28 protein-coding genes, 2 tRNA genes and 1 pseudogene are annotated in these 26,868 nt (G+C 60.4%); 13 read left to right on the top strand and 18 right to left on the bottom strand.

What is annotated here, in order from left to right; genetic code table 11:
- On the bottom strand, positions 1-1,469 hold a 1,469-nt coding region (locus tag NW833_RS10230), incomplete at its 3' end, for a serine/threonine protein kinase (RefSeq protein ID WP_414412402.1).
- A gap of 344 nt (positions 1,470-1,813) precedes the next feature.
- On the opposite strand from NW833_RS10230, the gene NW833_RS10235 reads away from it, so the two are divergent.
- Positions 1,814-2,773: an NAD(+) kinase gene (locus NW833_RS10235; RefSeq protein WP_414412403.1), complete on the top strand. Its 960-nt coding sequence runs from the start codon at positions 1,814-1,816 to the stop codon at positions 2,771-2,773.
- Between the two features lie 7 nt (positions 2,774-2,780).
- Here the strand turns inward: NW833_RS10235 and NW833_RS10240 are convergent, their stop codons facing one another.
- Together NW833_RS10240 and NW833_RS10245 are read right to left on the bottom strand one after the other, a co-directional pair.
- On the bottom strand, positions 2,781-3,815 hold the full coding sequence (locus tag NW833_RS10240) for a DUF58 domain-containing protein (protein ID WP_414412404.1): 1,035 nt from the start codon (positions 3,813-3,815) through the stop codon (positions 2,781-2,783).
- Positions 3,816-4,006: 191 nt separating this feature from the next.
- Positions 4,007-5,158, bottom strand: coding sequence for a DegT/DnrJ/EryC1/StrS family aminotransferase (locus tag NW833_RS10245; RefSeq protein WP_414412405.1), 1,152 nt, complete (start codon positions 5,156-5,158; stop codon positions 4,007-4,009).
- 201 nt (positions 5,159-5,359) lie between these two features.
- On the opposite strand from NW833_RS10245, the gene NW833_RS10250 reads away from it, so the two are divergent.
- Positions 5,360-6,373, top strand: a complete 1,014-nt coding sequence (locus NW833_RS10250; protein ID WP_414412406.1) for a glycosyltransferase family 9 protein — start codon at positions 5,360-5,362, stop codon at positions 6,371-6,373.
- Positions 6,374-6,388: 15 nt separating this feature from the next.
- On the opposite strand, the gene NW833_RS10255 is transcribed toward NW833_RS10250, so the two are convergent.
- From NW833_RS10255 to NW833_RS10275, 5 genes are all read right to left on the bottom strand, one after another.
- Positions 6,389-6,469: transfer RNA gene (locus NW833_RS10255), tRNA-Leu, on the bottom strand.
- Between the two features lie 46 nt (positions 6,470-6,515).
- The gene (locus tag NW833_RS10260; RefSeq protein ID WP_414412407.1) at positions 6,516-7,442 is read right to left on the bottom strand and encodes a M23 family metallopeptidase; all 927 of its coding nucleotides are present in this window, start codon (positions 7,440-7,442) and stop codon (positions 6,516-6,518) included.
- A gap of 11 nt (positions 7,443-7,453) precedes the next feature.
- Positions 7,454-8,263 carry a biotin--[acetyl-CoA-carboxylase] ligase gene (locus tag NW833_RS10265; protein ID WP_414412408.1) on the bottom strand — a complete coding sequence of 270 codons (810 nt, stop codon included), beginning with the start codon at positions 8,261-8,263 and terminating at the stop codon, positions 7,454-7,456.
- A 9-nt stretch (positions 8,264-8,272) separates the two neighbouring features.
- The gene (locus NW833_RS10270; protein WP_414406222.1) at positions 8,273-8,914 is read right to left on the bottom strand and encodes a DUF3318 domain-containing protein; all 642 of its coding nucleotides are present in this window, start codon (positions 8,912-8,914) and stop codon (positions 8,273-8,275) included.
- Complete coding sequence (locus NW833_RS10275) at positions 8,911-9,642, bottom strand: pyridoxine 5'-phosphate synthase (protein ID WP_414412409.1); 732 nt, start codon at positions 9,640-9,642, stop codon at positions 8,911-8,913. Before NW833_RS10275 ends, NW833_RS10270 begins: the two co-directional genes overlap by 4 nt.
- A gap of 168 nt (positions 9,643-9,810) precedes the next feature.
- On the opposite strand from NW833_RS10275, the gene NW833_RS10280 reads away from it, so the two are divergent.
- Together NW833_RS10280 and lepB are read left to right on the top strand one after the other, a co-directional pair.
- Positions 9,811-10,878, top strand: a complete 1,068-nt coding sequence (locus tag NW833_RS10280; RefSeq protein ID WP_414412410.1) for a hypothetical protein — start codon at positions 9,811-9,813, stop codon at positions 10,876-10,878.
- A 379-nt stretch (positions 10,879-11,257) separates the two neighbouring features.
- Complete coding sequence (lepB, locus tag NW833_RS10285; protein ID WP_414394584.1) at positions 11,258-11,944, top strand: signal peptidase I; 687 nt, start codon at positions 11,258-11,260, stop codon at positions 11,942-11,944.
- A gap of 7 nt (positions 11,945-11,951) precedes the next feature.
- Here lepB and sds read toward each other — a convergent pair whose 3' ends face one another.
- Complete coding sequence (gene sds / locus NW833_RS10290) at positions 11,952-12,923, bottom strand: solanesyl diphosphate synthase (protein WP_414394583.1); 972 nt, start codon at positions 12,921-12,923, stop codon at positions 11,952-11,954.
- A gap of 114 nt (positions 12,924-13,037) precedes the next feature.
- On the opposite strand from sds, the gene NW833_RS10295 reads away from it, so the two are divergent.
- Positions 13,038-13,433, top strand: coding sequence for a metal-sensing transcriptional repressor (locus NW833_RS10295; RefSeq protein WP_414394582.1), 396 nt, complete (start codon positions 13,038-13,040; stop codon positions 13,431-13,433).
- A gap of 28 nt (positions 13,434-13,461) precedes the next feature.
- On the opposite strand, the gene NW833_RS10300 is transcribed toward NW833_RS10295, so the two are convergent.
- Entirely contained in the window at positions 13,462-13,944 is a 483-nt protein-coding gene (locus NW833_RS10300; protein WP_414412411.1) for a TerB family tellurite resistance protein, read from the bottom strand.
- Between the two features lie 178 nt (positions 13,945-14,122).
- Here NW833_RS10300 and rpsP point away from each other — a divergent pair.
- The 5 genes and pseudogenes from rpsP to cysQ all read left to right on the top strand — a co-directional run.
- Positions 14,123-14,368 (top strand): annotated as a pseudogene (gene rpsP, locus NW833_RS10305) (30S ribosomal protein S16); the annotation flags it as partial.
- Between the two features lie 174 nt (positions 14,369-14,542).
- The gene (locus tag NW833_RS10310) at positions 14,543-14,803 is read left to right on the top strand and encodes a KH domain-containing protein (protein ID WP_414394578.1); all 261 of its coding nucleotides are present in this window, start codon (positions 14,543-14,545) and stop codon (positions 14,801-14,803) included.
- Complete coding sequence (locus NW833_RS10315; protein WP_414406226.1) at positions 14,800-15,903, top strand: ArsA family ATPase; 1,104 nt, start codon at positions 14,800-14,802, stop codon at positions 15,901-15,903. The genes NW833_RS10310 and NW833_RS10315 overlap by 4 nt, the downstream gene beginning before the upstream one ends.
- 17 nt (positions 15,904-15,920) lie before the next feature.
- Complete coding sequence (hisF, locus tag NW833_RS10320; RefSeq protein ID WP_414412412.1) at positions 15,921-16,682, top strand: imidazole glycerol phosphate synthase subunit HisF; 762 nt, start codon at positions 15,921-15,923, stop codon at positions 16,680-16,682.
- A 15-nt stretch (positions 16,683-16,697) separates the two neighbouring features.
- The gene (gene cysQ / locus NW833_RS10325; RefSeq protein WP_414412413.1) at positions 16,698-17,501 is read left to right on the top strand and encodes a 3'(2'),5'-bisphosphate nucleotidase CysQ; all 804 of its coding nucleotides are present in this window, start codon (positions 16,698-16,700) and stop codon (positions 17,499-17,501) included.
- A gap of 6 nt (positions 17,502-17,507) precedes the next feature.
- Here the strand turns inward: cysQ and NW833_RS10330 are convergent, their stop codons facing one another.
- The 6 genes from NW833_RS10330 to NW833_RS10355 form a co-directional block, all read right to left on the bottom strand.
- Entirely contained in the window at positions 17,508-17,972 is a 465-nt protein-coding gene (locus NW833_RS10330; RefSeq protein ID WP_414409922.1) for a pentapeptide repeat-containing protein, read from the bottom strand.
- Positions 17,973-18,127: 155 nt separating this feature from the next.
- Complete coding sequence (locus NW833_RS10335) at positions 18,128-18,907, bottom strand: PspA/IM30 family protein (RefSeq protein ID WP_414412414.1); 780 nt, start codon at positions 18,905-18,907, stop codon at positions 18,128-18,130.
- Between the two features lie 172 nt (positions 18,908-19,079).
- A tRNA-Val gene (locus NW833_RS10340) sits at positions 19,080-19,151 on the bottom strand.
- A gap of 573 nt (positions 19,152-19,724) precedes the next feature.
- The gene (locus tag NW833_RS10345; protein WP_414412415.1) at positions 19,725-20,501 is read right to left on the bottom strand and encodes a hypothetical protein; all 777 of its coding nucleotides are present in this window, start codon (positions 20,499-20,501) and stop codon (positions 19,725-19,727) included.
- Between the two features lie 169 nt (positions 20,502-20,670).
- Positions 20,671-21,870: an LL-diaminopimelate aminotransferase gene (locus NW833_RS10350; protein ID WP_414412416.1), complete on the bottom strand. Its 1,200-nt coding sequence runs from the start codon at positions 21,868-21,870 to the stop codon at positions 20,671-20,673.
- A gap of 18 nt (positions 21,871-21,888) precedes the next feature.
- Positions 21,889-22,470, bottom strand: a complete 582-nt coding sequence (locus NW833_RS10355) for a TolB family protein (protein ID WP_414412417.1) — start codon at positions 22,468-22,470, stop codon at positions 21,889-21,891.
- Positions 22,471-22,619: 149 nt separating this feature from the next.
- Between NW833_RS10355 and NW833_RS10360 the strand changes: the two genes are divergently transcribed.
- The 3 genes from NW833_RS10360 (at position 22,620) to NW833_RS10370 (ending at position 25,740) form a co-directional block, all read left to right on the top strand.
- Positions 22,620-24,023, top strand: a complete 1,404-nt coding sequence (locus tag NW833_RS10360) for a DUF697 domain-containing protein (RefSeq protein ID WP_414412418.1) — start codon at positions 22,620-22,622, stop codon at positions 24,021-24,023.
- Positions 24,024-24,111: 88 nt separating this feature from the next.
- Positions 24,112-25,053, top strand: coding sequence for a glycine--tRNA ligase subunit alpha (gene glyQ / locus NW833_RS10365; protein WP_414406233.1), 942 nt, complete (start codon positions 24,112-24,114; stop codon positions 25,051-25,053).
- A 162-nt stretch (positions 25,054-25,215) separates the two neighbouring features.
- Positions 25,216-25,740 carry an NYN domain-containing protein gene (locus NW833_RS10370; protein ID WP_414394559.1) on the top strand — a complete coding sequence of 175 codons (525 nt, stop codon included), beginning with the start codon at positions 25,216-25,218 and terminating at the stop codon, positions 25,738-25,740.
- A gap of 39 nt (positions 25,741-25,779) precedes the next feature.
- Here NW833_RS10370 and NW833_RS10375 read toward each other — a convergent pair whose 3' ends face one another.
- Both NW833_RS10375 and NW833_RS10380 read right to left on the bottom strand, forming a co-directional pair.
- Positions 25,780-26,010 (bottom strand): hypothetical protein, encoded by a 231-nt coding sequence (locus NW833_RS10375; RefSeq protein ID WP_414394557.1) that lies wholly within the window; start codon positions 26,008-26,010, stop codon positions 25,780-25,782.
- Between the two features lie 503 nt (positions 26,011-26,513).
- A partial coding sequence (locus NW833_RS10380) for an FAD-dependent oxidoreductase (protein ID WP_414412419.1) occupies positions 26,514-26,868 on the bottom strand: 355 nt, incomplete at its 5' end.

A 26,868-nucleotide genomic window follows, 5' to 3' on the forward strand; every position in this document is an offset into this window, starting at 1 on the left:
GTGGGGGCCGGTGCTGGCGTTGGGGTGACTTCAGCAGTAGGGATCGGCTCCGGCTCTTCCTGGGTATCGCGGATAGTTGGGCGCGGCCAGAGCAAAAAGGCGGCTAGCAGAGCCACAGCGCCTCCCCCAACCCAGAGCCACTTCAGGCTGCTGGTGGAAGGCTGGCGAACCGTTCGGGAAGCAGCTTGTGGCAGAGGAGTATCCGTTGGTGGGGGTGTGGCAAGGCGATCCTGGGGAGGGACAGCCGGGAGCGTGTCGCTAGCTTGGATGACTGTGGAGGGCGCTTTGGCCGTTTCGCCTTCGGTTTTGGGGGAGAGCTCCGGTGCAGCTTCTGCTGAGGCAGCTTTCCGCTCAGCGATGTAGTAGGGGATCCCCGCACCTGGAGGAGGGATTGGCTCCTCTTCGATGAGCTCTAGATCCTCATCGCGGATATCCTCAAAGGTTCCTGGGCCTGACCTGGTGGGGGTGCGCAGTGGCGGGGAAGCAGTGTTGGGGAGGAGGACGGTGCTGGCTTGGCTGGGGGGAAGTTGGTTGGCCACCGTCAGCTCATAGGCTTGCAACAGCCGCTCTGCCAGCTCCTGCATGGTCTGCGGCCGCTCGTCCGGGTTTTTCTTCAGACAATCCATCACCACCGCTACTATGGCGGGTGGGATCGGCTGGGGGGCTGTCTCCGGGTTGATCTCAAGGGGGTTTTCATAGCAATGGGCGTGGATCCAACTGTGCAATGAGTCGGTTTCCAAGCGAAAGGGCATGGATCCCGTCAGCATCTCGTAGAGCACCACCCCTAGGGAGTAGATGTCTGAGCGGGCATCCAGAGATTTGCCGCGTACCTGTTCAGGAGAGGCGTAACGAGCTGTGCCGATAAATCCGCCCCCTTTTTGGGTGCCTAGACTAAGGGTGTGATCCGCCAGCGTTTTGGCCACGCCGAAGTCGAGGATCTTGAGCTGAGACGTAAGCTGGCCATCTTGAAAAACGCGCTCGACAAACAGGTTGCTGGGCTTGATGTCGCGGTGAATCACGCCCCGAATCTCGCGGCCTTCCACGTTAGCTCGGAAGGTGTGGGCAAAGTGCAGCCCTTCACAAGCCTGCAGGGCCAGCCGAATGGCCTGCCGAACTGGCAAGGCTCCTTTTTCTCGGATTAGCTTCCCCAGATCCTGTCCCTTGAGGTACTCCATCACCAAATAGGCGTGCTCCCCCTCTTGGCCGTGATCCAGGACTTTGACGATGCGAGGATGTTGGCCTAAAAGGGTGCTGACGCGGATCTCTTCGGCAAAGCGGCGGCGCAAATCATCGAGCTGGGCGTTCCCTCGGCTCAGCAGGGTAGGGGCATACAGGATCTTGACCGCCACCTCTTGGCCGTTGTTGTGTAAGTCCAAAGCCCGAAAGACGGATCCCATGCCGCCACCACCGATTTCTTGAATCAGTTGGTAGCGGCCACCCAAGAGGCGATTGGTGAGATCGGGGACCATAGGTTTGCAGGCACAAAGCAGCTTGGGCAGGGATGTCCATACGATAAACCAATTGCTGGAGTTTATACCCGCTCACTCAGGGATCCCGTTGGCTCCCTAAGGGGATAGTCATCCTCAGACCCTCTCTCTGGGAGCAAGAGGTAGGGGTAGCGCTCCGGGCCACTCGCGCGTTCGCAACAGCGCAGCAATAACGACGTAACAAGCTGTTTCACCGCCATTCGTTAGATCAAAAAATTCCCAGTAAATTGTGAAAAAAAGCGGAAGAGAACGCTTGAGGAAAATTGTCTGGGCAACCCCCAGCTTGAAGAGGGATGATGGGAAAGGATCCCTGCGCGAGGTCAGCCATGGATCTGGGCTTGGTGGTGATTGCCTACAAGGAGGGGGATCGCCAGAGCAAGGCTACCTGCCAGCTGTGTGCGGAGCAGCTGCGTCGGCGCGGCGTTACGGTACTGACGGCTCCCACTGGCTTGCACCACAACCCCTACCCGGTCTTTTTGGAGGCCACCTCGGATCCCATCGATTTGGCGGTGGTGTTGGGAGGAGATGGCTCAGTGTTGGCGGCGGCCCGCCACCTTGCTCCCCAGGGGATCCCCATTTTGCCCATCCAGTCGGGAGGCAGGCTGGGGTTCTTGGCCCAGTCGGAGCAGGTGCTGCACCAGGATCCCTGGGATCGCATCCAGGCAGGAGACTTTGTCCTCCAAGCCCGCATGATGTTGCAGGCCCAGATTTGGGAGCAGCCCCAACTGGGACAAGGGGCTGTCCCTGGAGAGGGAAAGCAGGAGGGCCGCCCGGTTAGCGAAGTGTACTACGCCCTCAACGAAATGTGCCTAAAGCCCATCAACCGGGAACGCCTGCCCGCCGCCATCATGGAAATCGAAGTCAATGGCGAGGTTCTGGATCAGTACCACGGAGATGGCGTGCTGGTGGCTACTCCAACGGGATCCACCTCCTACACCTTGGCAGCCAACGGCCCCATCCTCGAGCCTACCTTCGAGGCCATCATCATCACCCCCATCTGTCCCCTCAGCTTGTCCAGCCGGCCCATTGTTATCAGCGGCACGGCCACGGTGGAGATCTGGCCCCTTGCCGATCCAGAAGGGTTGACCCGCCTCTGGACGGATGGTGTCTTGGCTCAATCGGTCAACCCTGGCCAGTGGGTGCAAATTCGACGCGCTCCCCTGCCAGCCAAGCTGCTGATCTTAGAAAAAGACCTTTCCTACTTCCGCACCCTGCGAGAGAAACTGCAGTGGGCCGGCAGCCGCATCTACATTCCCACTACCAACCACTGCCCGCCAGGGAGATAGGGAGGCCTTACTCGATCGGGATGAATTGCAGCAGGGATCCTGGCTCAACGAGATGACCTGGCACCGCTTCCCCCTCCTGAGGAGGGTGAGCTAGGAGCAGGCAGCGATCTTGGGGAGTGAGGCTGAAGCCAGTAGGGGAGTTGGAGGGCCCTTGGGAGCCCAGCTGCGGATCCCCGACGAATGTCAGTTGGGCTAGGAGGGCCAACAGCCAGTCGAGATGGGGCAGATCGGCCCCGAAAGCAGTTCGCGTCTGCAAGGTGGCCAGAGCCACGGGGTAGCCTTCCCGAATCAAATAAGTGAGGATCCCAGCGCAGCGTTCTACAGCCCGCTCTAGCTTATTGCGATGCGCTTCAGGGCTTTCTCCCCGCGGCTGCCAGCAATTTTCAAAGCAGAGGACAATGGCCTGGGAACGGGGGCGCTCCAGCTCCCGCACGACCAGTTGATCTCGCTTGGCCGAGATTTTCCAATGCACAGAGCGCACATCATCTTGGGGACGGTATGGCCGCAGGCCGAGGTAGTCCCCCTCCTGGCCGGGCTGAGGGCGCAACTGGCTGCTGCCGCCAAAGTGCTCCCACAGCAGCAGTCCCTGGACGGGGGCAGGCTGGGGAAATACAATCACCGCCTGCGGCTCCTCGATCGCCACTGCCTTGCGAAAGAGTTCAAAAGGAAAGCTGGTGGCAATCTCAAAACCCTGCAGCTGCCACACCCCTCGCCTTGGGAAGGTGTGCTGATAGAAGGTGTCCAGCTTGGCACCAGGATCCAACCGCAGCACATAGCTGGAAGGCCAATCCGTCCGCTTCAGTCCCTCGATGCGTTCCCTCACCTGGAGGGAAAAACTGGGCAGGCGGCGTTTGCGATTGACCAGCGTCAGCCCCACCAAGACCGGCTGGCCAGCAAAGATGCGGCTGGGCAACTGCCGGCTCACCTCCAGATTCTTGAGGGTAAGCTCGGAGAGGAAGCCGCTAAGAAGAATGAGGCTAAGCAGCATCCCCAGAACCAAGTAGAGAGGATTGTTGCCAGTGTTAAAGGCAGCAATACTCACTAGGAGCGTGATCCCAACAAACCAGCCCCCGATGCGAGTAAAGCGCAGGCGGCGCAGAAAACGAACGCGCTCTTTCGATGACAGCTTTGCAGGGACAGCTCCGAGTTGGGGAAACTGGTGCAACCACGGAAATAGTTGAAGTAATCTTCGGCTGAGCTTCGATAGCACCTGAGCTCCCTCCTCCAGGGCTGCTAGGGTTCTTCTGCCAAGATTTCAGCAATGGCCAGGGCCACCCGCTCCTGTTGCTGGAGGGTCAATTCAGGAAAACAGGGCAAAGACAACACCTGGGCAGCACAGAGCTCGGCATTGGGCAAATCTCCAGGCTTATATCCCAGCTTGCGGTAGACGGGCTGGAGATGAAGGGGAGTAGGGTAGTAAACTCGGCTGGCAATGCCCCGCTTCTGCAACTGCCGCTGCAGTTGGTCGCGCCGCCGCGAGTCGGTTGGGTGGGAACCGGGCACCCGCACCGTGTACTGATGCCAAACGGAGTTTCCCCCCTTTGCCACCTTCGGCAGGATGAGGCCAGGGATCCCTTGCAACAGGCGGTGATAGCCCTCGGCAATGGCCTGCCGCCGCCAGTTCCACTCCCGCAGGTAGGGCAACTTGACCGACAGGATTACCGCCTGCAGCGCGTCCAGACGGCTGTTGAGGCCGATGTATTCGTGGTGGTATTGGCCAACTTGGCCATGGTCTTTGAGGATGCGCACCTTGCGGGCCAGTTGCGGATCCCGGGTCACCACTGCCCCGCCATCCCCTGCAGCCCCCAAGTTTTTGGTGGGAAAAAAGCTAAAGCAGCCAATATCTCCCCAGGTGCCCACCGGCTTGCCTCCCCAGCAGGCCCCTATGGCCTGGGCGCAATCTTCCACCACTGCCAACCCATGGCGTCGCGCAGTGGCCAAAATTTGGGTCATGTTGGCTGCCTGGCCAAACAAATGCACGGAGATTATGGCTTTGGTGCGCGGGGAGATGCTTCTTTCGAGAAGCTGGGGATCCAGGTTGAAGGTGCAGGGATCCACATCCACGAACACCGGCCGTGCCCCCACCAAATCGATGGCCTCGGCGGAGGCAAAAAAGCTAAAGGCAGTGGTGATGACCTCGTCGCCCGGTTGGATCCCCAGAGCGCGCAGGGCCAACACCAAAGCATCGGTGCCGGAGTTGCAACTGACGGTCTCCAGATCGCCGCCGCCGAGAAACTGCGAAAACAGCTCCTCGAACTGCCGCACTGCCTCTCCGCCAATGTAGCGCCCAGAGGCCAGCAAAGCTTCCACCTGAGGCAAAAGAGTCCTAGCCAAAGCGCGGTATTGCAACGTCAAATCCAGCAGCGGGATCGGCTCATCCGTCATGGTGCTGCCTTTTGGGGTAGCGGCCACAGCCCATCATCGAGGATGAGAGTTCCAAAATTGGGCCTTTTTGTAGCTTAGTTGCTGAGAAGCCGCTGGGAGCCAGACCCGCTCCGAATTGAGCCCAACCTGAGCTAGAGTAAACGCGGTACATCCCTGGCCAGGGATCCCCTAGGCTGGATACAGCTATCGACAGGATGTTCTATGGAGATTGCTTCTCAAGCAGTTCTCGGCAAAGCCCCTTTGGCCCCCCGAATTCTCGCTTTGGTGCCGGGAGGGATTGGCGACCAAATTCTTTTCTTTCCCACCCTAGCGAGTTTGCGGCAGCGCTTTCCAGAAGCGGAGCTGGAGGTGTTGGTAGAGCCGCGGGCGGCAGCTGCCTACGAGGTCTGCCCCTCGGTGAATCGGGTGCTGACCTTCCCATTTAAGGAGCAACTTTCGCTAGGGGATATCAGCGATCTGCTGGGGCGAATCCGCGAGCGGCAGTACGACGCCGTGCTCAGCCTGGGCAGAAGCTTGTGGGTCAAGCTGTTGCTTTGGCTAACTGGGATCCCCAAGCGGGTTGGCTATGCCCCGCCAGGGCCTGGGCGACCTTGGCTGACCGACCCGGTGCCTCTAAAGCTGGCCCAATACGCCGCCAACATGTACCACGACCTGCTGCAGGGGTTCGGCATTGCCGCGCCGGCAGGCTTGCCCCAGCTTCGCCTCAAAAAGACAGCCCTGGAGTGGGCTGAGCAGGAACGCAAGCGTCTGCTGGGGGAGGGCAGCCAAGATTATGTGCTGTTGCACCCTGGCGCCAGCCAACTGTCCCAGGAGAAAGGCATCCAGAAGATCTATCCCCCAGAGAAGTGGGTTAGGGTGATCAAGGGTTTCCGGGAAAAGCGGCCGGAGCTGCCGCTCGTGCTGGTGTTGGGGCCAGAGGATGAGAAGCTGGCGGAGGGCTTTCTGTCGCAACTGCCGAATCTGCCGGTGAGCCGCCCGCCCCAGCTAGGCCAACTGGCGGCCTTGATTGCTGGCTCCACCCTGCTTTTGTGTACCGACAGTGCCCCCATGCACCTGGCAGTGGCCACGCAAACTCCCCTGGTGGCTCTGTTTGGCCCTACTGACCCAGAGCGGCTTTTGCCTTCCGAGGGGCCGTTCCGCGCCGTCAAGGCCGCCAATGGGGTGATTGACTCCATTGCCCCTGAGCAAATCCTAGAGGTGATCTTCCCCGGCTAGAAGCAGGGCTTGCCATGCGGACGAAGGGACTTGAACCCTTACGCCTTGCGGCACTAGATCCTAAGTCTAGCGCGTCTGCCATTCCGCCACGTCCGCAAGAGGTGGGATCCCGCTCACCTATGCTAACCCAAGCTGGCTCTGGCTAGCTCGGCAACTGGCTTGCGGCGACCTTCAGCTCTTCCGTGGCGTCCAAAACCATCCAGCTTTGCCCTGCCGTTTGCTGCCACAGCTCAAAGTGGAGATGCGGCCCAGTCACCGCTCCCGTTGCCCCCACATAGCCAATGAGGGATCCCTGCTTAACCCCTTCTCCTGGGGTGACAGCTACTTTAGATAGGTGACCATAGCGGGTGCGCCGGCCGCCAGCATGCTCTAGGACAACCGTGATCCCCAGATCTCCCAGAGAGCCGGCACTCACCACCTTGCCGCTCAAGGCAGCCAGGACTGGCGTGCCCAAGCTGGCCCCCAGATCCACGCCGGCGTGAAACTCCGGCTGACCCTTGAGGGGGTGAATCCGCAAGCCAAAGCCAGAGGTGATCGGCGCGGGGTGGGGCAGCGGATAGAGCAGTCGCTCTTTGCTGGGGGACGAGGTAGGCAAGGTCAGCGGCGGCAGCTCAGGGGTTTCCTCAATGCGAAGCTCTCCCCCTGGCAGGAGAAGGAGGCGGCGGCCGGAGCTGCGCTCCACCAACACCACCGGCACCCCACTTTCCGGCTGGCTCTCGGTAACCTTTGCCGGCTCAATAACAATTTCCCGGCCCACCCCAGTGCGGGTTGCCGCCTCCAGCGGAAGAGCCTGGCTTGGTTGAGGAGTCAAGCCTAGGGTTCTCAGGGTGTCTTGCGGCAGGGGAAGGGCACCATCTTGCAGCAGCGCCTTTGCGGCAGGGGTGTCCAGCGCTGGCCCCACAGGGGGAGGAGGGGGCAAGTGCATCTGCGCCAACAGCGCCGTGGGAGAGGACCAGAGCAGGCTTAGCCCCACGCCTAGACTCAGCCCCAGCCGCCGCAGCTGCCGCCCTCTTGCTGCCGAGCTGCTGCCCAGCCAAGAGGAAAGATGCTGCCAAAAATCGGTGGCCACCAACGGATCCCTCACTCCAAGCCACTGGCAAGAGACACTTGATAGCTTAGGCGCACCTGGTCCGGAGAGAGGACGAGGATCTGCCCCCCCTGAGTTTGTACCCGCAGCCTGCCATCCTCGGCAAGGCCCAAAACCGTAGCCGACGCCTCACCTGGGAGCCATTGGATTTGCGGCTTCACTGTCCAGGTCTCGTACTCGCAGCAAACAGCAGCAAACCCCTCCTTGAGCCAGACCTGGAACCCCCGCTCCATCCCCTGCAAAACCCAGGCGGCAATGGCGGTGCTATCCTGCCGGCATCCCAAGATCTCAGCTAAATTGATTCCCTCGGCGGGCACGGGATTGTTGATATTCACACCTACGCCGGCCACCAGCCCCAGCAGTTGTCCCCTTTCCCCAAAGCGGCCTTGCACCAGGATCCCCCCCAGCTTGCGCAGAAAAGCCGGCCCCTGCCTGTCCACTATCACCAGGTCGTTGGGCCATTTCAGCCGCAGCGGGATCCCCAACCGATGGCGCAAACTGCCGGCAATGCCCCAGGCCAAGGTCAGGGTCAATTCCAGCAGGGAATGCCGCAGGGGAGGGGATCCCAGCCAGACCGACAGGTACAACCCCCCTGGCTGCGAGTGCCATACTCGCCCGTGCTGGCCCTGGCCTGCCCGCTGGCGAGTGCTGACCAGAACGGTGCCCAGGGGCAGAGGCTGAGGGAAACGGCGACCCCAGTCCAAGAGCAGCCGGTTGGTGGAATCGGTTACTGCCACTTGGAGGAGGTGATGCCCCCATCCCCCTCGACCCACTAGGGATCCCAGCCGCGCGGGGGAAAGCATGGCTTGAAACTAGCTCAACACAATATCTTCTGCTGGGCGCTGGGCCAGCCGCTTCAGGTTTTGGTAGCGCAGCATGTCCAGTAGGTCGTTGCCAGAGCGACCCTCCAGGCGAGCCTCCAGGTGCAGCGCTTGCCCCAGGGCCTCCACTGCCTGCAACCGCGGAACTCCGCGCAACACCAGCCGGTCCACAGCGTAGGCATCAGCAGCCAAAAGGCGGCGGTCGTTGGTCTGGTCGCGGCGCAACTGCCAGAGAGCCAAGCCGCTTAAGCCACCGGAAACCGTTGCCCCCACCGGATCCTGCTGGACCACCTCGAAGATCAGGCTCAAGCCCCCCAAGGCAGCAATAGCCAGGTAAAAGTCGATTTGCCGCGAGGCTGCCCGGCTGTAGTAGCCTACTTTGTGCAAGAACAACCCCGCCCGCTGCAAGGGGGTAAACTGCCGCCACTCGTAGGGTTTAATAAAAAGCCGCAGCTGCCGCTCCCAGGGCAGTTGCCGCCGGCCTTTGATTACGACCGTCTGCCGCTCTGAGGCCGGCAAGATCTTGACGCTCTCTCGCATGCTGGCCGGCAGCAGATCCAGCAGGCGGTCAATCTCAGCCTGCTCGAGAACGTAATCGTAGCCGTTGTCGTAGCCGTAGTACTCCGAGTTCATGCCGGGCCCACTCCTAACCCCATTGCCTGACGCATCTCTCGCACCGCTCGCTCCAACCCCACCAGCACTGCCCGACTGATGATGCTGTGGCCAATGTTCAGCTCCTCTATGCCCGGGATCCGCGCCACCGCGCCCACATTCCAGTAGGTGAGGCCGTGCCCAGCATTGACCCGCAACCCCAGTTGAATGGCCTGTTGGCTAGCCTTCTGCAGCTGGGCCAGCTCCGCCTCCCGTTGGGCTTCCGAGGAGGCCTCCGCATACCGCCCGGTGTGCAGCTCCACCCAGCGCGCCCCCACCTGAGCAGCAGCGGCAATCTGGATGGGATCTGGATCGACAAACAAGCTGACGGGAATGCCAGATCCCTGCAGTCGATCTACCACTTCACCTAGGCGTGAAACCTGACTGGCCACATCCAGTCCCCCTTCGGTGGTAATCTCTTCCCGCCGCTCGGGAACCAGCGTGACGTAGTCAGGCTTGATCTCCAGGGCAATGGCCACCATCTCCTCTGTTGCCGCCATCTCCAAGTTGAGGTGGGTGCGTACCGTCTGCCGCAGCAGCCGCACATCCCGCTCCTGAATGTGGCGGCGATCCTCGCGCAGGTGCACCGTGATCCCATCTGCGCCTGCCAACTCGGCAATGACGGCAGCGGCCACCGGATCCGGCTCGACGGTGCGGCGGGCCTGGCGCAGCGTGGCCACGTGGTCGATGTTGACTCCAAGGCTGACCAAGGCTAACGTTCTCTCGTGGCAGAAGATCCAGAAGATCCAAAGGAATGCTCCTAGTATTACATTATTCAATCTGGGCTGCTTAGGGACAGGCGAGGCAGAAACCCCGGAGGCCAAGGGCCTATGATCGAAGACGACGCTTTTCCCCTCCGGGATCCCTGCAGGCTTGCCATGACCAATCCAAATGCCTCTTTGGCGGTAGGACACCCTTCTCTAATTGACCGAGCGCGGGTGGCGGCCCTGATTGCCCAATACCTGCCGGTGGAGATTTGTATCTACTACCAGGTGGTGCCTTTGGCCCTGGATACGGACAGCTTAATCCTGGGCATGGTGGATCCCCAGGATTTGGCAGCCCTGGACTACGTGAGCAAAATGCTGGCTTACTCCCAGATCTCGGTTGAGCCAGTTCCGATTACGCTGGAGCAGCAGCAGGAGTTAATTGCCCACTACTTCAGCCATCCCCCCAGCCCAGCAGAGGTAGAGCGGCTCCGCCTGCAGGCCCAAGCCAGCCGCACCACCCCAGAAGTCCCCGCTCCCGTAGCCGGGCCGCCCAGCCACCCAACTCCCACCCAGCCGCTGCCGGCACGGCCAACTGCTCCGCCCTCTCCTAGTGACGAATCGGAAGAGACGGTGCAGCAGTTGCTGAACTCGATGCTGCGGCGGGCTTTAGACGAGAAAGCAGAGCAAATTTTTGTAGAGCCCCAGGAGGGAGTGCTGTGTCGGGTGCGCTACCGCCAGCAGGGGATTTTGCGGGATCTGTTCAAGGAACTCTCGGAACCCATCCGGGCTAGGCTAATCGCTGCCATGAAGCGGATGATGGCTCTCGATCCCAGCCTCATCGGGGAGCCGCAGCAGGCAGAAGCGGAGCGGCTGTACCGGGGGGAGCCGCTGGTGCTGCAGTTGCGCATTATCCCCCAGCCCTCCAAAAGCGGGCCAGGCTCTCCTCCCAGGGAAGGAGCCATCCTCAGCATTCTGCGAGGAGAAGCCCTCCAGAAGTACCAGCAAGGCCAAAACCGCCTCCGCGTCTCCGAGACCTTGGCTTTGGCCCAACAAACCCACCAACTGCTGCAGCAGCTGCAAGTGGCCCTTAGCAGCACCCTGGGGAAGCTTAAGCAGTATCCCACTCCCCCTGACAGCAACTGGCCCCTGATGGCAGAGACGTTAGCGGCCATCCAGGCGCAGGCCCAGATGCTTGCCATCCACCAGCAGGACTGGGAAAAACTCACCTCCGGCAGCTGATCCGCTAGGCCTTTGGCGGGATCCCCCTGCTTTTGCCAGCTCCCCACGTTTTTGCGAACCTAGCAGTCAAAATGACGCCGGCAATAACGGTCGCCCCAGCAATAAGGCCAAGACGTTCCAGCCGTCCTCCGCTGCTCTAAGCAATACCAGATCCCTGTATAGTTTCTCGACTCGCGCCAAGGGCTTTTCGGTATCCCCCGTCAGCCAATCGATCCGCTGCAAAATTACTTCTCGACCAAGCGCTCAAGCTGTTCTTCTGTTGAAATCGCCATCAAGTTTTGCCAGACGTTTGCCTTTCTAGTGCCAGGAAAGGGGACGGTCTCCGCTCCTGCCGGGTGCGATAATCTGGAAATCGTGCAGTCATGCGCGTTTAGCCTCCATGCCCTCCACAGATCCGAGGTCTTTGCCCCAGCCCCAGTTGCCGCCCAGCAAAACCCCTGCCAATTCCCCATCTCGCACCTGGTGGCAGGCACAGCGGGAAAACCTGCTGACGGTGCTGCTGGCGCTGCTACTGGCCCTTGGCATTCGCACCTTTGTGGCGGAGGCGCGCTGGATCCCCTCGGATTCCATGCTGCCCACCCTAGAAGAAGGGGATCGCTTGGTGGTAGAAAAGGTTAGCTACCGCTTCAGCGCCCCCAGACGCGGCGACATCATTGTCTTCTACCCGCCTGCCCACTTGAACTTCAACGGTGCTTACATCAAGCGGGTAATTGGCCTGCCAGGGGATCGCATCCGCATTGCTGAGGGCAAGGTGATCGTCAACGGCATTCCTCTGCAGGAGGACTACATCTACGCTCCCCCTGACTACTCCTGCCCTGGCGAGCGCTGTCCTGGAGTGCCCAACCAGGGATCGGAATTTGTTGTCCCTCCTAACTCCTATTTTGTAATGGGGGACAACCGCAATGACAGCCAGGACTCGCACATCTGGGGGTTTTTGCCCAAAGAAAACATTATCGGCAATACCATCTTTCGCTTTTGGCCACCCAATCGCCTGCGCTTTTTCACTCCACCCACCTACCCTGAGCTCTCGGCAGCGGCGGCTCGAGCCTCGGGTCTGTCTCCGTAAAAGCCTTCTAGCAAGGCCGCTCGAGGACGTAGTCTACCATCTGCAGCAGAGCCTGGCGCGCTTCAGAGTCTGGAAGAACTTGCAGGGCCTCGGCAGCCCGTTGGGCATAGTCGCGCGCCAACTGGCGGGAGCGCGGGATCCCCTCACTTTGGTAGACCCACTCTAGAACCTGCTGGAGATCCTGCGGTTCGGCCAACTCTCTGAGGATGAGCTCCCGCATCTGCGGAAACTCCTCTAGCGCAAACAAAACGGGTGCTGTCAGGTTGCCCTGGATGAGGTCGGATCCCACTGGCTTGCCCAGCGTCTCCGCCGACCCAGTAAAGTCGAGGAGATCATCGACAATCTGAAAAGCGATGCCCAGGTTGCAGCCAAAGTCGAAGAGGCGATCGGCTACTTCAGGACTTACCCCGCTCAGGAGACCCGCTGCCTTAGCACTGCCAGAAATAAGGGAGGCGGTTTTGTAGAAGCTTTTGGCGAGGTACTCTTCCAGGGAGACGTCGGGATCAAAGCGAGTGAGGCTCTGGCGCACCTCTCCCTCTGGCAGGTCCATGATGACCTTGGACAGCAGCTTCACCACCTCCAGGTTGTCCAGGTTGGCCAAATACCAGGCTGCCTGCCCAAACAGGTAATCCCCTGCCAGCACCGCCACCCGGTTATCAAAAAGGGTGTTGACTGTGCTGACGCCGCGCCGCACGGTAGCAGTGTCGATGACGTCGTCGTGCATCAGGCTGGCGGTGTGGATCATCTCGGTAATTTCCGCCAGGCGCCAATGCTGGGGGGTAATCTCCCCGTCGGGCGTAGTGGCCCGCGCGATCAGGAGCACGATTGCTGGTCGGATCCCTTTCCCCCCCACCGAGAACAGATGTTCGGCAGCCATGGCCAGGATGGGGTGTTTGGCGCTGACCAGCCGCGTCAAGTTCTGGCGTAAACGCTCTAGATCCGCTTCTACGGGGCCAAAGGGGGAGAGTACGGAGGTCATGAAGCCAAGCCAGGAGAGGATTTACAAAATTTCATATCCTTTCCTATTCTAGAGCACCTCAACCTGCTCGGAGAAAAGCAGGGGGTATCATGCAGACAGTCCTCGACTCCTCCTATGGCCGATCCTATTCCCCCGCTTCAGACTGGCTCCATTCCTCCACTTCCTGAAGAACCTGATTGGGAGGAAGAGTGGGAACTGGCGTTGGAGCGACCCCCTCTCTCGGGGCGGGCCCAACCTCACCGCCACGATCCGCAATCGCGGCGCAAGCTGATTCACCGCCTGGCTCGCATTGAGGGGCATGTGCGTGGGATCCGCTCCATGATCGAAGAGGATCAACCCTGTCCGGATGTGCTGCTCCAGATTGCCGCCGTCAAGGGGGCGCTAGATCGGCTGGCGCGGATTATCCTCAACGATCACATCCGCCACTGCATTCGCCATGCCGTTGAAAGCGGCAATATTGAGGTGGAACTGGAAGAGCTGCAGCGGGCTCTGGATCGCTACCTCAGCTAGCGCAGCCGTTGGTGGCGGCCCTGGGCTTCTAGCTGTTGCTGGCAGCGGGCTGGGCATACCGCTGCAGGAGAGCGGCACTTTTCAGCTGCCACTGCAGGCCCATGAAGGCCCAGTCTAGAAATTCGTCAATCTCCTCCCGACTAAACTGCATGGCCTTGCCAATTTCAAAAATCAGGGCCTCCTCTTTTTCTGTCAGCTCGTTGTTGACCACTGCCATCGCCGCCAAATCCCGCAGGATCAAGGCCCCGGCAGCGTTGTGCAGAGGCGGGATGGCGCTGAGCTCTAGGGTTGCAGTCGTCTCGCCGGCCAGATAGCTTTGAGCTACCTCTTTGTTAATGCCCATGCCTTCAGCAATTTGCAGAAAGAAGTCGGCTTCTTCTTCATCGAGCTGGCCGTCCACGCGGGCTACGGCAATGAGGGCTCTTAGGTAGAGCTGGCGCTGCTCTGCAGTCAAGTCGGTGTAGGTGATCATGTGAAGTTGTGCCTTGGGTTTCCTCTTCAACTTTGCCACGAAGATCCCCCCTTGGGGTTGAGTCGGCACTTTATCCAGGTAGGGGAAAATCGACTAGAATGAGAAGCCTGTGTTAGCGACTAGCCGGACCCAGCCTCCAGGAAGGGACGTGGAGGAGAGGCTAGGCGGTCGGTTTCCGTTTCCTAGACAACCCTACCCAGCTTGCGGAGCACCTCCAATGGTTAAGTTGCGGCTCAAGCGCTTTGGAAAGAAGCACCAACCCAGCTATCGCATCATCGCTATTGACAGTAGAGCTCGCCGGGAAGGTCGCCCGCTGGAGGAGTTAGGCTACTACAACCCGCGCACCAAGGAGACGGTTCTGGAGACAGCGGGCCTACTCAAGTGGCTGCGGCGCGGTGCCAAGCCCACCGATACGGTGGACAGCCTCCTCAGAAAAGCGGGCATCTATGAGATGTTGAAAGCCGGTGAGGGGGGTGTGGTGGCCTCGATTCGCATTCCGGCCATCGCCAAACCTGAAGCGGGGGAGGAGCAGAAGGTTCCCGAGGGATCAGATCAGGGGGAGGAGAAGTCCCAGCCCGAGGCAGCCACGGAGGCCTAGGCTCAGCTACGCTTGCGGTTAGGTTGCGTTTTGCCTCCCATGCCGGACTACGAGACCCTTGCTCATCTTTTGATTGAACCGCTCCTTACCAGCGGCCCCCTGCAAACAGATGTGGAAACCACCTGTGGAGGACGCAAGGTCTGGCTGCGGCTAGCCTTTGACCCCAAGGATCGCGGTCGGGTGTTGGGGCGAGGTGGGCGTACCTTGCAGGCAATTCGTCAGGTGATGACAGCAGCAGCCCAGTTGGCAGGGCAATCGCTGTACATCGACATCTACGGGGAATCAGGAGAGCGAGAATGAGCCAGATCCTGACCTTCTTGGGGAAGGGGGGCACGGGCCGGAGCACTCTAGCTGTAGCAGTGGCGCGGGCAGCAGCGCAGCAGGGGCGGCGAGTGCTGCTAGTGGGCCATCAGGCGGGGCCGGGGTTGGAGATGCTTCTGGGTGGGATCCCGCTTTCCGGCGAGCCGGTAACCATTGCCGCCAACTTAAGCGTGGTGCAGCTGCGGACAACCCAGCTTCTGGAGCAGTACTGGACGGCAACCAGGGAGCTGGAAGCCCAATACGTGCGCACTCCCTTTTTCCGGGAAATCTATGGGCAGGAGCTAGGGGTGCTGCCAGGGATGGACCAGGCCCTGGCTCTGGAAGCCCTGCGCCGCTACGATGCCAGCGGTCAATACGACTGCATTCTCTACGATGGCCCAGGGGACTTGACCACCTTGCGGGCGTTTGGGATCCCAGAGGTGGCCAGTTGGTACTGGCGGCGAGCTTCCCAGGCTTTCCTCCAATCCGATCTGGCCAAAACTCTCCTTCCCTTTCTTGAACCGCTGCTGCGGTCGGTGACGACCCTGGAGTTTTCCTCGGTGGAGGAGCTCCTAGCTCGCCTGGGGGGGATGGCCAACCTTTTCGAGCAGGGGCGCTCTGCCATTGCCGATCCGCGGCGGGTGGTAGCGCATTTGGTAACGACTCCGGATCCCATGGCGATCCAGGTTGCCCGCTACCTCTGGGGCAGTGCCCAGATGGTGGGGCTGACCGTGGGTGGCCTCTGGGTCATGCCGCTAGTTCCCGGAGAGGTGTCGGCGGCTGAGTTTTCTCCTCTGCCAGTGCGCACCCTGCCACGGCGCCAGGGATCGGATTGGTCGGCGTTGGAAGAGGCAGTCAGTGGGATCTTTGCCCTACCTGAGGTGCCGCCGCCAGTAGCCATTGACGAGGGCTCCCGCAGCGTGAAGCTGTTTCTTCCTGGCTTTAGCAAGACCCAAATCGAGCTGAGCCAATCCGGGCCAGAGTTGACCATCACCGCTGGGGATCAGCGGCGCAATTTGTTCTTGCCGCCCAGCTTGGCAGGCCGGCAGGTAACCGGGGCTAAGTTTCAGGAGCCCTTTCTGATTATCAGCTTTGCCTAGAAATCCCGGGAGGGGGCATGTTGGCCAAGCGGATCATTCCCTGTCTGGATGTAGCAGGGGGGCGGGTGGTCAAAGGGATCCAGTTTGGGAACTTGCGGGAGGCCGGGGATCCGGTGGAGCTGGCGCGGGCCTACGATCGGGCAGGGGCGGATGAGCTGGTCTTTCTGGACATCACCGCCACCCATGAGGAGCGGGAGATTTTGCTGGAGGTGGTGCGGCGCACAGCAGAGCAGGTATTCATTCCTCTCACCGTAGGCGGTGGGATCCGCGACCTGGAGGGGATCCGGCAACTGCTGCGGGCCGGCGCCGACAAGGTCAGCCTTAACTCGGCAGCGGTTCGGGATCCGGATCTGGTTACCCAAGCCAGCCGCCGTTTTGGCTCCCAGTGCATCGTCGTGGCCATTGACGCTCGCGCCAAACCTCAAGGCGGGGGGTGGGAGGTGTACGTGCGCGGTGGGCGGGAGCCGACAGGCCTGGATGCGGTGGAGTGGGCCAAAACCATGGCCGAGCGGGGGGCAGGGGAAATCCTGCTGACCAGCATGGACGCTGATGGCACCCAGGCCGGCTACGACCTGGAGCTGACCCGGCGGGTGGCCGAGGCAGTGGCGGTGCCGGTGATTGCCTCCGGAGGAGCAGGGGAATGTGCCCACATCCGCCAAGCTCTCCAGGAGGGGGGGGCAGAAGCAGCTCTACTGGCCTCGCTGCTCCACTACGGCCGGCTGACGATTGAGCAGATCAAGGCCGACTTGGCCGCCCACGGCATTCCCGTGCGTCGCTAGCTGGGGGAAGAATCTGTGCAGGTTTCTAACCTAGCCGCTCTCTTGCCCGAGGTGTGCCGCCTAGCAGAAGCGGCAGGGCGGGCCATCTTGCCCTTCTATCGGCAAGAATCGCTGCAGGTCGAACTCAAAGCAGATGCCTCCCCCTTGACCGAGGCGGATCTGGCTGCCCACCGCCTGCTCCTCGAGGGACTGCAGGAGCTTACCCCCACGATTCCCGTCCTCTCAGAAGAAGCCGGCGGGATCCCCTACTGGGAGCGGCAACAGTGGCAGCAGTTTTGGTTGGTGGATCCCCTAGATGGCACACGCGAGTTCCTCGAGGGCAACGGCCAGTTTACCGTCAACATTGCCCTTGTCGAGGCAGGGATCCCCATCTTGGGCGTCGTCCATGCCCCGGCGTTGGGCCTCACCTACAGGGCTGCCCAAAAGCTAGGAGCCTACAGGGGCGACGAGCCCATCTGGTCCCGCCCGCCTGCCCAGCCCCCTCTACAGGTAGTGGCCAGCCGCTCCCACAAGGACACGGAAACGGAGCAGTTCTTAAAGCGGCTGCAGCGCCGCTACGGCCCCCTTGAGGTGAAGTCGGTGGGCAGTGCCTTCAAGTTTTGCCTAGTGGCCGAGGGATCCGCTCACCTCTACCCCCGCTTTGGCCCAACCCTGGAGTGGGATACTGCCGCCGCCCAGTGCCTTGTCGAGCAAGCAGGGGGAAGCGTCACAGACTTGCAAGGGGATCCCTTGCGCTACAACAAACCAGACTTGCACAACCCCCCCTTTATCGTGACGGCTGCAGGCGTAGCCTACCTCTGGCAAGGCTTGGTTCCCTGAGGGAAGCTACATTCCCATTTCAACCGGGTTGAACCCCTCTGGAAACTTGGTGTACTCGTCGTAGAGGGCGCCGCGAAAGTGGGTGTTGGTGATGGTGGCTCCGCGCAGGTCGGCGCCAAAACGCAGATCGGCTCGGCTGAGATCGGCCTCGCTGAGATCGGCCCTGAGCAGCTTGGCCCGGTAGAGGTTGGCCCCCCGTAGGTCCGCCTTCACCAGCTTAGCCCCGATGAGATTGACCCTCCGCAACTTGGCGCCGCGTAGGCTGGCTCCAGTCAGATCTGCCCCCGACAAATCTGCTTCGCGCAAGTCTGCCCCGCTTAAGTCAGCATCCCGCAGGATAATCCCCCTCAAGCTTGCGCCGCTCAACTGGGCCCCACTCAGGTTAGAGCCAGAAAAATCTCGCTGGCCAGAGGCATAAGCCTGTAACAGTTGCTTGGGATCCAAAAGAGGCTTGAGACTCACCGTTGCCATTGCTCGTGATTTCTTGCCGAAATGCCAGAAGGCGACCTTGCTCCCCTCTATCCAGAGAGAGCTCCTTTGCGCAGCTTACCACCTCTTGGCTCTCTTTTAGAGCAGCCCCACGTCCCTAGGCGAAGAAGATGGATCCCCCGCACTAACTCCTGGCATTAGAGTTGATCAATTTCGCGGCGCAGCTCTTCCAATTCTGCATCTACATCTACTTTGCCCCTGGTTGGGGCTCCAGCTTGACCTTGCTGCACAGCTTTCGTCTCACCGGCAGGCAACTGGGCCTGGATGGCTGCCTTGAGCAACCTCAGCTCCTGATCCACATCCGCTCCGCCTGCTTCTAGAGCGGCAAACTGCTGCTCCAGGCTGTCGGCTGCCAGCTCGGCCACTGCTGCGGATTGGGCCTCCAGAGCGTTTACCTTCTCTTCCATGCGCTCAAAGGCGGCAAAGGCGCTGCTGGGATCCACCCGGCCGATAACCTGATTGATCTGCTGGGAAGCCTTGGCGGCGCGGGCTCGGGCGATGAGCATGTCCTTTTTGGTTTTGGCCTCGGCAATCTTGCTTTCCAGCTTGGTCATGTTGGTTTTGAGCATCTCCACTTGCCGGGTCTGCTCATCCAGCTGCCGCTTCAGGCTTTGGGCAGTCTCGGCAAAGGTTTTCTTGCGCACCAGGGCTTCCCGGGCCAGCGCCTCGTTGTTGTTGCGTAGGGCTAACTCAGCGCGCCTGTGCCACTCCTCCACGCTTTGCTGGGCCTGCTCGTACTGCCGCTCCAGGCGCTTCTGGGCAGCAATGGCTTGGGCGACGGCCTGCCGCATTTGGTAGTGATCCTCAGCCATGTCCTGAATGGTTTGGTTCAGGATCTTCTCTGGATCCTCGGCACTGCTGATGAGCGCGTTGAGGTTGGCTCTAATGATTCGGCTGACCCGCTCAAACAATCCCATTGGTCTTTCCCCCTCTCGCAGTTTGACCTAATGCTACCCTCGCCCCCCCGGCGCCTTCCAGAGCCTCTACTCCAGTATAGGGATCCCTGGGGCGAGCCAGAGGGGATCCCGCCTCTTTTTGCATGGGGGTGGGTTGCGTGGCAGCTTTGGCTCTTTTTTGGCTTGCTTGCGCTGGGCTGTGCTGGAATCGAACCAGCGGCTCCCACCGTGTCAAGGTGGTACTCTACCTCTGAGTTAACAGCCCCAATGAATAGGCGTGCCTCTACTGAGAGTCAGTAGTTGATCGTATCACCGAAAAACGCAGCGCGGAAGCCCCCCTCTTGAGCCGTGGGAAGGAAACGGGAAAGGAGGCTTCCGAGTAGCGCAAACGGTGTGTTACTCCAGCCTGGGGCGGAAGGGGGAGGTGGATCCCAACGCGACCAACGGAATTGCCCCATTGAACCAGCCCAGAGGTTCAGGGTTGACTTGCTAGCTGTAGGGCTACAAGGAGCCCCTGGCTGCCGCTTCGCGGAAGCAAGCTATGGCTGTGGGCTCTCCTCTCACCGGACAATCGGCCGCTTTGTGGCATAACCAACCTCTCTTGTAGGACTTTGCCTAGGCTAAAGTTGGCTCCGTCTTTTGCCTGGGTGCTCATCAAGAGCCAAGGAGCAACTACCGTCAGCTCGACGGGAAGTGACGCCTGTGGAGATCCCTCTAGTGGGGTAGTGGAGGTGAACTCTGCTGCTAGCTATGGGTCGTGGAAGCAGGAAGAAAGCGTCAACCTGGAGCAAAAGTCCGCTTTTGTCCGAGGTTGTATGAGTCTTTCAGAGCGGGTAGCTTACAGGCGCCATTCGGCAGACTTAATCAAATTGCGAAAGTCGCGGATCACTGCTTCGCAGCGGTGAAAAAAAGCCAGCACCCAGTCCCGCAGCACTTTTTGCTGAGACTCGTCCAGTTCCTTGAGGAGGCCTTTGTAGTGAATTTGGCCACTGCGCTCGATCTCAAACTCGTTGAGCCACTCGGCTAGGGATCCCTGCTGCTCCAGCACTTCCTGTCGGGCTGCCTTCCAGTAGTTGACAATCACCGCCTTGCCCAGATAGACACTAGCCATCTGGCAGATATGGTTGAGCGATTGCACGAAAACCTCCACCTTCCTGGGGCTGGCCGTCGCCATAGGCTGAGTTGCCTTGGGCTGGCCCCCTGTCAAAGTAGCGTTGGGCTGGGTGGGGTTGCGAGCAGCCTCTGCCTGGTTGGTCAAAAGGCGAAAGGTAGCCAGGCCCTTCGACGCATCCTGTTGCAGCTCGGCTCGCAGGCGGTTGACGGCCAAGGTGTAAACCGGCATCACCACCTCGTCATTGACTGCCATCAGCAACACCCATTCCGGCCCCAGGGGGTAGACAAAAACCCGCTGCTCGGCAAACTGAAAGTCAAAGTAGTCCAGTCCTGGGGGCATGGTTTGCAAAACCTGAAACAGCCCTTCGGTGAGGGCCTGCTGCTGTCGGCTGTCCAAGTTCTGAAAAGAGCGGTAGAAAAAAGGGCGGCCTGTTCGCCTCAGGAGCGCTACCCCCATCACCCCGCGGATGGACAAAAAACTCTCGAGCGTCTCTTTTTCCATGCCCCTTGGGAGCCAACTGGGCCAACACAACTCCTATCCTGGCTCAGATTAGCCGGCACTGGCTGCAGCTAATACTGGCAGCCTAAAAGGCCAGGACGGGGACAACAACCGGCCTCAGAGGAACATCTGTAGCCTGCCCCCTTGCTGCTTCTAAGCTGGCTCTATGCGACTAGGCCTGCCGGAGACCAGAAGTGCCTTTGCCCAAAAATTCCCCAATTCGTTCTATCGCCTCTTCCAGCCGGGATCCCTCTGCCACCAGCGCAAAGCGGACATAGCCTTCGCCGCCGGGGCCAAAGCCTGAGCCTGGCGACAAAGCCACCCCGGTAGCCCGTACCAAGTCTAGACAAAACTGGGCTGAGGAGCCGCGATAGAACTCGGGCAAAGGTGCCCACAGGTACATGGTGGCCTCCGGCAGGGGCACGGGCCAGCCGATGCGGTGCAGAGCGGCCACCGCAAGATCCCGTCGCTTGCGGTATACCTGCCGCCAGTGATCCAAAAAGCTATCGGGAGCCGCCAAGGCCGCTGCTGCTCCCCGCAAGATGCCCTGGTAGGGGTGGAAGTCAATGGTGAACTTCACCAACCGCAAGGCTCGGATTAGCTCGCGGCTACCGATGGCATACGCCACCCGGAACCCCCCCATGTGGTAGGACTTGGAGAGGGAAAAGAACTCGATAGTGCGGGTCTTATCGGGATCCGCCTGCAGCGCCGAGGGAGCCACCTGGCCGTCGAAACACCAGTCCACGTAGGGAAAGTCGTGCGCCAGCACGATGTTGTACCGCTGGCAAAATTGCAGCGTTTCCTGCCAAAACTCCGGGGTAACGGTGGCAGTAGTGGGGTTGTGAGGATAGCTCAGCACCAGCAGCCGCGCCTGGCGGCAGATCTCCTTCGGGATCTCATCCCACTGGGGTAGGAAGCGGTTTTCTGCCCGCAGGGGCAAGTAGTAAGGGATCCCGCCCGCTAGATGGATCCCCCCCACATGGGAAGGATACCCAGGGTCGGTAACCAAGGCAACCTCGCCGGGATTAAGCAAAGCTAGCGGCAGGAGGGCCGTCCCCTGCTGGGATCCAATCAGGGGCAGCACCTCCGTTTCTGGATCGATGGCCAGGCCAAACTTCCGCTGGTACCACTGGGCACAGGCGGCGCGAAACTCAGCCGTGTCGTGGAAGAGGGTGTAGCCGTAGGTGGAGGGATCCGCCAAAGCCGCCTGCATGGCTGCCAGCGCTTCTGGAGGCGGGGGCAGATCCGAGGATCCCAGAGACAGGTCAATGACATCCACGCCGGAGCGGCGCGCCTCCCACTTGGCCTGGTCTAGCTGGTCAAAGACATTAGAGCGCAGGGGCTCAAGTCGTTGGGCAAAGGCAGCAAGCATGCAGCAAGTCCAAAGGGGCTAGGGGTTCCTGCCAGCATTGGAAGAGTTGGCTGCAGGCGGTTGCGTGGCCGCCGGGCCGCGATCGAAGATCTCGATGTTCCACTGTCCCCGACCGTTACTCTCAAAGGCGATAAAGCGCCCATCGCCGCTGATGGTGGGGTTGCGCACATCCCCTGGCACCCGGCTGCTGATGTTCTCAACCCGGCGGGTTTCGCGGTCGTAGAGAAAGATCTCCGATTTGCCCAGCGCGTTGGACACATAGACGATGTAGCGCCCATCAGCGCTGATATCGGGCGAACTGGCAGCCACGTCGCTGGAATTAAGCCCGGGCAAGTCTACCAGCCGCCGTTCCACCAGGTCGTAGAGAAAAATGGCCTGACTGCCGCCGCGGGCTGAGGAAAACACCAGGTAGCGACCATCGCCACTGAAAGCGGGCTCCCCATCGGGGAAGATGCTGTTGAGGCCGCTGTTGGTCAAGCTAGAAGGGGGGGTACGAAAACCTGCGGGGCTGCAGCCCAGCAGCCCTAAGCTCAAGCCGGCCAAGCACAACTTCCCCACCCACCCGACTGGGCTGAACAGAATCCGGCCCTTGGTTAGCATGGCATTGCCTTTCCAACCCCTTTCTCCCATCCATCATAGCCAGTTGACAAACTCGGCTTAGGCTAGGGGCCACTCTTTGCCGTTGCTATTGTTATTGTTGAATTTATTGTTGAATCTGCCTCCCCGAGGCTGTTTTCCTGCTACTGGCTATGGCTCGCCGCAGCACTCTGCAGGAGGATCTCCATTACCAACAAGCCAAGCGCAGCCTGCGCCAGTGGGTGGCCCAACTCGATCTGCGCCCCCAGGAGATTGCCGGCCTGGAAGGGGAGCTGGAAAACTTGCAAGCCCTGCTGGACAAACTGGAAGCCGAGGTCATCCACATTGCTGCCTTCGGCCTGGTGGGGCGGGGCAAGTCCTCCCTGCTCAACGCTCTCCTGGGGGAGCCGGTTTTCGCCACGGGGCCTACCCACGGAACCACCCGCACCCAGCAAGTAGCTGCCTGGAACATCTGCTGGGGAACTCGTCCCCCCTGCTCTTTCCTATCCTCGGCCTCGGTGCAGTCGGTTCAGGTCAGCCACTGGCAGGGATCCCGGCTGGAGCTAATCGACACTCCTGGCCTGGATGAAGTAGACGGCGAGGAGCGGGCGCGACTGGCCCAGGAGGTGGCCCAGCGGGCAGATCTCATCCTCTTTGTGGTCTGCGGAGATCTGACGCGGGTGGAGTTTGAGGCTCTGGCGACGCTGCGGGAGGCGGGCAAGCCCATGCTGCTGGTGTTCAACAAGATCGACCAGTACCCCGAGGCGGATCGCCAGGCCATCTACGACAAGATCCGCAACGAACGGGTGCGGCAGCTTCTTTCCCCTGACGAGGTTGTCATGGTGGCCGCCTCGCCGCGCGTGCCGCGCCTGGTGCAGAAGCCAGATGGCAGCTTTGGCGTGGAGATGGAAAGCGGCCCCCCCCAAGTGGACGCGCTGCGCCTAAAAATCCTAGAAGTCTTGCAGCGGGAAGGGCGCTCCCTGCTAGCCCTCAACGCCCTCCTCTTTGCCGATCGCCTCAACCAGCAGGTCATTGAGCGCAAATTGCAAAGCCGCGCCCAGCAAGCCCAAGATCTCATCGCCGCTGCCGCCCGCACCAAAGCCCTGGCCGTTGCCCTCAACCCCGTTACCCTGCTCGACACCCTGGGGGGGTTGGCTTTGGATGTGGCCCTCATCTTGCGCATGGCCCGCCTCTACGGCTGGCCCCTGACTACCGCCGGTGCCATGCAACTGCTGCAGAAGATTGTCCTCAGCATGCTCAGCCTGGGGGCGGGAGAATGGGTGGCGCTGTTGGGATTGGGATCCCTGAAAACCTTGCTGGGGGGATCCCTGCCCTTTGCCGGCGGACTTTCTCTAGGAGCCTACGGGTCAGTGGCCCTGACGCAGGCAGTGATGGCTGGCTTTTCCTGCTACGCCATTGGCGAGGCAGCCCGCCGCTACCTAGCCCAGGGAGCCAGTTGGGGGCCGGAGGGCCCCAAAGCCGCCATAGCCCAGATTTTGGCCGATTTGGACGAAGCCTCAATCACCGCCCGCCTTCGCGAGGAGATCCGCACCAAAATCGGCTTGGCCCCCACCTAAACCTCCGCCCTTGACAAGAAGCGCTGAACGACTGAGCAAGGGAGAGGCGTTGGTAGGATAGGGAGTGCTCTCTCTGCCGCCCTTTGCCATGGCAGCTCACACCTTTCAAGATCTAATCCTTCGCTTGCAGCAGTTTTGGGGAGAGCAGGGTTGCCTGATCCTGCAGCCCTACGACCTGGAAAAGGGGGCCGGCACCATGAGCCCCCACACCTTCCTACGCGCCCTAGGGCCGGATCCCTGGCGAGTGGCCTACGTGGAGCCCTGTCGCCGCCCCACTGACGGGCGCTATGGCCAAAACCCTAACCGCTTGCAGCACTACTTTCAGTACCAAGTCCTGCTCAAGCCCTCCCCCGACGACATCCAAGAGGTGTACCTGGAGAGCCTGCGGGCCTTGGGCATCGACCCGGCAGAGCACGACATTCGCTTTGTGGAAGACGACTGGGAATCCCCCACCCTGGGCGCCTGGGGCGTGGGCTGGGAAGTGTGGCTAGATGGCATGGAAATAACCCAATTCACCTACTTCCAACAAGTGGGCAGCCAGGATTGCCACCCCGTTTCTGTGGAGATTACCTACGGTCTGGAGCGCCTAGCCATGTACCTGCAGGGGGTGGACTCCGTTTTTGACCTCTGCTGGAGTGAGCACCCTTCTCTGGGACGGATTACCTATGGGCAAATCTACTTCCAAAATGAGGTGGAGCAATCCTACTACAACTTTGAGTATTCGAATCCCGAGATGTTGTTGGAGCTGTTTCGGCTCTACGAAGCCGAGGCCAAGCGGCTAATCGAAACCACGCGGCAGAAGCTCCAAGAACAGGCCTTGAGCGATCGGCTGCCGGTGTCGCTGCTTCTGCCTGCCTACGACTACGTGCTCAAGTGCTCCCACACCTTCAACCTGCTCGATGCCCGCGGCGTCATTGCCGTGGCTGAGCGCACTCTCTACATCGGGCGCATCCGCAACCTGGCCCGCCAACTGGCAGAGCTCTACCTCAGCCAGACAGGCCGCTCCCCCTCCAGCCATACTCTGCCCTAGCTGGAACCTAACTTTTTGCCGGGCTAGGGATCGAAGCCAGGGAACCCTCTTTTGGCTATGATAGGAGATTGACATTAGCCAGCTCTGTTCTGGTGCAACTCTTTTTGCGTTAAGCTAATCAACGCTCTTAACCAGTCCACCTGACTATTTTCCGGAGAATTTATGTTTCGATACCCTGTCACACGGGTTTCCATCTTCATCGATGGAAACAATATGTTTTATGCTCAACAAAAAATTGGCTGGTTCTTTGATCCCCGCCGGGTCTTGGACTACTTTGTTAGGTCACAACCCAACGTCGAGCTAGTCAATGCATTTTGGTACACCGGCATCAAGGATCCCAACGACCAAAGGGCCTTCCGAGACGCCCTGATCAACTTGGGCTATACGGTTCGCACCAAGCTTCTCAAGGAGTATCGGGACGAAGATTCGGGCCGTTACTCCCAGAGGGCCAACCTAGATATCGAAATTGTTATCGATATGTTCAACACGGTCGGTCAATACGACCGGCTCATCCTGTTTAGCGGCGACGGTGATTTCGAGCGGGCCATTGAGTTGTTGCGCTCCAAAAACACTACGATTACAGTTGTCTCCACCGAAGGGATGATTGCCCGCGAGCTGCGCAACGCCACCGACCGCTACATCGACCTCAACGACATTCGCCCCTACATTGAAAAGTTGGACAAGTAGTCTTTGAGGATGGGGGCAGACAGGGCAAGGATCTAGAGGTCAGCGAGCATTGCCCCGCCGGCCCAGCTCGCAGAGGCCACCGCCAACACAGGCGATAAGACCCCAGGAGACGGCCCAGCTTTTGCCCAAAGAGATCTCGGTTAAAGCCACCACCACCGCTGCTGCCAGCAAGAAAGGGACGACGCTGAGCAAAGAGGCCAGAGCTCCGCTGGGATCCCAGGGCAATTGCTTTTCCCAGTGCTCCTGCAGCTTTTGATGCAGTGGCGACAATCCGCTCTGAAAGACTTATACAACGCTGGGCAAAAGCGGACTTTTGCTCCAGGTTGACGCTTTCTTCCTGCTTCCACGACCCGTAGCTAGTGGCAGAGTTTACCCCTACCACCCCGCCAGAGGAATCTCCACAGGCGTCACTTCCCCGCGATCGCGATAGCGGGCCGTAGGCCTTGCTGCAGGTAGGTGCTCCTTGCCCTTAGCGGGCACACCGGCTAAAGACGGAGCCAACTTCAGCCTAGGCAAAGTGCCTCCCAGAAAAGATGTACTCGCAAGCCTACTAGCTCAGCCCATCTACGTCAAGGCAGAAGGTTGGTTATGCAACAAAGTGGCCAATTGTACGGACTCCGTCCCGCTTACGCGAACGGTGAATCAAGGACTAGAGCAGAGCCCTATGCTCCATAGAGCCGTGGCTGCCCACAGCGAAGGGCGGATCGTCTCCAGTCCCCAAAGTTCAACCCCAATGGCATCCATCGGCCAGCTTCCAACCCTGCCTTTCTAAACTAGCGGGATTGGGCCCACTCGGTGGCAGTAATGGTGGTGCCAGGAAATTGAATGGGGTTGCCCAGGCTCTGGATCTGGGCCTGGAGGGCGGGCAACAGCTGCAGGTTCAAGAGGGGTTCCCGCAGGATCTCCGCCGGGACTAGATCCCGCGCCAGGGCAAAGTGAGCCGTGTGGCCGGCTGCCGTGCCGATGGCCCATTCCACGGGGTGCACTCGATAGGAGGCGCTGGCGATGCGGCTAGTGGCGATGTTTTTGCTGCCGGCCAAGAGGTTGTCGATGCGCTGTGGGATCAGGGCGCGCAGCGGGATCTGGTAGGGGTAGCTGGGGGCCTGGGCGTCTTGGTTGTGGCTTGGG

The organism is Synechococcus sp. O70.1 (assembly GCF_047462215.1).
In the GTDB taxonomy this organism is placed as follows: Bacteria; Cyanobacteriota; Cyanobacteriia; order Thermostichales; family Thermostichaceae; genus Thermostichus.